The following is a 3,949-nucleotide window of genomic DNA, read 5'->3' on the forward strand; positions in this document are numbered from 1 at the left end:
TCTCTCTTTTCTTTTTTCTTAATTTTGTCCAATATCTATTGTAGCACTACACGTTTTTATCGAAAAAACTGCGAAAAAGTATTGACAAAGTACGTGTAATATGATATAATAAATACGTTGCATTGAGCAACGTTAAATATGCGGATGTGGCGGAATTGGCAGACGCGCTAGCTTCAGGTGCTAGTGATCGCAAGGTCATGTGGGTTCAAGTCCCGTCATCCGCACCACGAAAAGCTCGATTTTATCGGGCTTTTTTCTTTTGCTCCAGTAAAAATAAATGGGCAGACACGCTGGCTCTAAGAACAATTTTTAATTGATATTATGCTAAAACGCACTACCATAGCTAATGCGTCTGTCGGTTAATATATTCATATATGTAACGAACAAATCCGCAGGCGATACTGCGGATTTCGTTTTAATTTCTATGCACTTTCTAATTCTTCTGTTGGCTCAATAAACACGCTGACAGTTCCATTAAACTCTCCGTTCATCTCGAATCTGATATCAAGACTTTTATCTTCATTTTGATGAATGAAAATTCGCTTGACTAACATTCTTAGATTGATATCCGAAATCGTACCCTCGGACAGGATTTCATCAAGTATCTGTGTTGTGTTTTTAAGCTGTTCTTTTCTCTGTTTGCAGATTTTGTCATATTCCCTCAAGTCGGTTATCCGTTTTTCAATAGCGGATATTTCTTCTTCACGCTTAGTAATCATATTGTTGTAAACTTGTGCGTGTTCTCTGTCGCCGATTCGCTCTATAATCAAATCTTCGATCTGCTGTCGGAGTGATAATATCTTATCGTTGAGCTGCTGTATCTGACGTTCATACAGCGGCTTTTTCTTTACCCAATCCTTGACAATCTTGTTGTAGCGTTCGCTTTCGGCAAGTATCGTTTCACGAAGTCCTCGGACTTCATCTTCGATCAAAGCGTCAAGCTGATTTTCACGGACTGTGTGCGGAGTACAGTATTGCTTGCCGTAGCGGTGTGCGCTGTTGCAAGTGTATTCAACGTACTCTTTGCCTTTCCATTTTCTTGTGCGAGCTACAAAGCAAGCCCCGCAGTCGGAGCATTTTATTAATCCGGAATAGCGATGAAGATTCCTGCCATTTTGCGAACGTGGATTGATCTGCGAACGCTCTTTCAGCAAGAACTGAGCCTGTTTCCAAGTTGTTTCATCAATTATTGGTTCGCAGAAATTCTCATGGCGATACTGTTCTTCGGGCGGAATGAAAGTTTTGGTTTTGTATATTTTTGAAGTTACTGTCTTATGATTAACCATTGTGCCAATGTATAATTCATTTGTGAGAATGCGTTTGACTGCTGTTTGTACCCACAAGTATTTTTTAGAGATGTCGGGTTTCCAATCTGCTAGCTTTCTGCGCTGATAGTATTCTGGTGATTTTATTCCACGTTCGTTCATCTTCTTTGCGATTGTGGTCAAGCCGTAGCCGTCAACGTATAGCTTGAATACTTCCTGCACTATCCAAGCTGTTTCATCGTCTACCAAAACAGTATTTGTGTTTCGGTCACGCTTGTAACCGAGGGGTAAGGACTCTATCAGACCTTTTCCTTTCTGCTTTTGACGTACACCTGCTTTTACTTTTTTGCTGATGTCCTTAGCATAAAAATCGTTGAAGATCTGCTTGAATCCAATCATCAAATCGTCATTCTCGTTACTGGAATCAATGCCCTCAGTCACAGAATAGACCTTGACATTGTTCTGTCGCAAGTGATCTATGAACAGTTCCGTTTGAGTACGGTGTCTGCCAAGTCTTGATAGATCCTTGACCAGAACTACATCAATTTTACCTTCGTCAACAGCAATTTCAAGTTCTCCTAAGCCTTTTCTGTTAAACGTCATTCCTGAAACATTGTCATCAAAGCTCTCTCCGACGATTTCGTAACCATTCTGCTCAGCGTAATCAACTAAAATCTGTCGTTGATTTTGCAGACTGTTCATTTCCTCATCTTCGTCACGAGATAATCTGTAGTATAGCCACGCTCTCATTTTATCGACCTCCTTTAAATTCGGCAGGCACGCTGTGGTGTGTCCGCGTTACCTATCTGAACTTCGTTCAGATTGACACTACCACAAGCCACCCTTAAAGTCCAGCGATCACGCTGTTTTATCAATAATTTCTACCTTATCAATAAAATCGGAGTCGGAGCATTTGGACATACTATCTGAATTCAAATAGTCGTTAATCATGGACTCCATGAAGGTATCAAATGTCTTTCCGTCGCCATTATAGATAACAGTGACTGAATTGATTTTCGGGATTTCTCTTTGTCTTGGCATATTTTTATCGCCCTCCTTACTGTCTTTTCAGTTTCTTTTTCTCTGATTTTTAAACTGATCATTTTTAATCATTCCTTTCTTAAAATTTCGTTTGACATCATCAACAACGCCCGCAATTATGCCGATTTCACGCAGTTTTTTGCACTTACGACCCCTCAATCATTCAAAGCTCAAATTTATGACCCCATAAAAATTATGCACAATCATTTTGCTGAAACTGCGTATTTTCGGCACTTTTGCGGCGAGCTTTGCTCGTCCGCTGTGAACGTTTAGGGGGCTGTGACCCCGAAACTTTAACTTGCAATGAAATATTTAACTTTGCTTTAACTGCTGCATATCCGGTATTTGTGCAGATTGACAACTGCCTTTTTATTATCAGAATTAAAATCTCTCCCACATATCGCCCACAGCGGCTCACAAATTGCTTGTGTTGGCTTTTGAAATGCTTTTGCTAAACTTACCCGACAGAAAAATCAAGCCCTCAAATTGGCTTACGTTGCGTTGACAGTAACCTTGAAATGTTGACAGTAACTTTATCCGATTTCAGTTACTGTCACACCTCGCAAAGCAAGGAATTTCAAGGCTTTTCACTATTTTGAAGTCAGCCTGTTGACAGTAACTCCGCTACCATTTTTACTGTCACTACTGTCACGGTCATTATTTTATCTGTCTTTCCACTTTGTTGGTAATATACATTTTTTCTTTTGCTATATTAATATTACTTAGTATGTTATATTAAAGGTATGTCTGTGTGACACGGAGACTATCGCAAATCACTTCAATTGATCTCTTATTATTACTGGCAACAAATTTGAAAAAGTACAGGATTTTTTTATTTGGGTTTTATAAATTTTGTATGGTTGCACAAAATTGAAATTGATAATTTGTCGAGTTTTCCTATACTTGTATAGGGGAAGTAACTGATGACTTAACAACCTTATTTGAAAAAATTTTCTCAAGTCTGTATGATTACACAATAGTCAGAACTTTTATGACTTTTAGCTTTAGCATTTACACAAAGTTATGAGGTGGTAAAACGCCACCTCATAATTTTTATTTATGCGATAAGAATATATTTCCTTGTCTAAAATCTATTTGTTTGAGTTCTTGTACTTGCAAAAAAAGCATAATCATAAAAATGACGATAAGAATGTTGCAAATTGGTCTTAGATGTGATATACTCAATTTTGGAAAAATAAATGTTTTGACTTATTGATAGGAAGTGACAAAATGTTACCGATTCATATGGTATTAGTTGATGATGACGATGTATCAGATTTTGAGGTACTATATAGAGCGTGTAGAAATAAAGCATACATAATTGCTTATAAGATACTAAAAAACGAAAGTCTTGCGGAGGAATGTGTCTCGGAGGTCTTCTTTTCCGTTGCGAAGAATTTCAAAAAAGTTAACAATTTAACTTCTTACGAAAAGCAGAAATATGTTGTTATTAGTGTTAGGAACAGAGCATTTAACATTCTTTCAAAAGAAAAAAATAACAATTCAAATGTGCCCTATGAAGATGATATATACTTTAATGACAAAGATTACTATGAATTTTCCTACGATCAATGGGTTTGCTGCATAAGAAAATTAAATAAAACTGATAGAGATATACTCTATCTTGTATGCGTCCAGGGAAT

Annotated in this window: 3 protein-coding genes and 1 tRNA gene; 2 read left to right on the plus strand and 2 right to left on the minus strand. The window is 37.5% G+C overall.

Annotation, left to right across the window (positions count from 1 at the left end):
- Positions 1 to 140: 140 nt before the first annotated feature.
- Positions 141 to 227 (plus strand) — tRNA-Leu (locus tag DWW81_RS12930).
- Between the two features lie 195 nt (positions 228 to 422).
- Here the strand turns inward: DWW81_RS12930 and DWW81_RS12935 are convergent.
- The gene (locus tag DWW81_RS12935) at positions 423 to 2,015 is read right to left on the minus strand and encodes a recombinase family protein (protein WP_117898184.1); all 1,593 of its coding nucleotides are present in this window, start codon (positions 2,013 to 2,015) and stop codon (positions 423 to 425) included.
- Between the two features lie 108 nt (positions 2,016 to 2,123).
- The gene (locus DWW81_RS12940; RefSeq protein ID WP_117898185.1) at positions 2,124 to 2,306 is read right to left on the minus strand and encodes a hypothetical protein; all 183 of its coding nucleotides are present in this window, start codon (positions 2,304 to 2,306) and stop codon (positions 2,124 to 2,126) included.
- Between the two features lie 1,245 nt (positions 2,307 to 3,551).
- On the opposite strand from DWW81_RS12940, the gene DWW81_RS12945 reads away from it, so the two are divergent.
- On the plus strand, positions 3,552 to 3,949 hold a 398-nt coding region (locus tag DWW81_RS12945), incomplete at its 3' end, for a sigma-70 family RNA polymerase sigma factor (protein WP_207661182.1).

Origin of the sequence: Ruminococcus sp. AF17-1AC, assembly GCF_003461385.1 — a bacterium.
Classification (GTDB): domain Bacteria; phylum Bacillota; class Clostridia; order Oscillospirales; family Ruminococcaceae; genus Hominimerdicola; species Hominimerdicola aceti.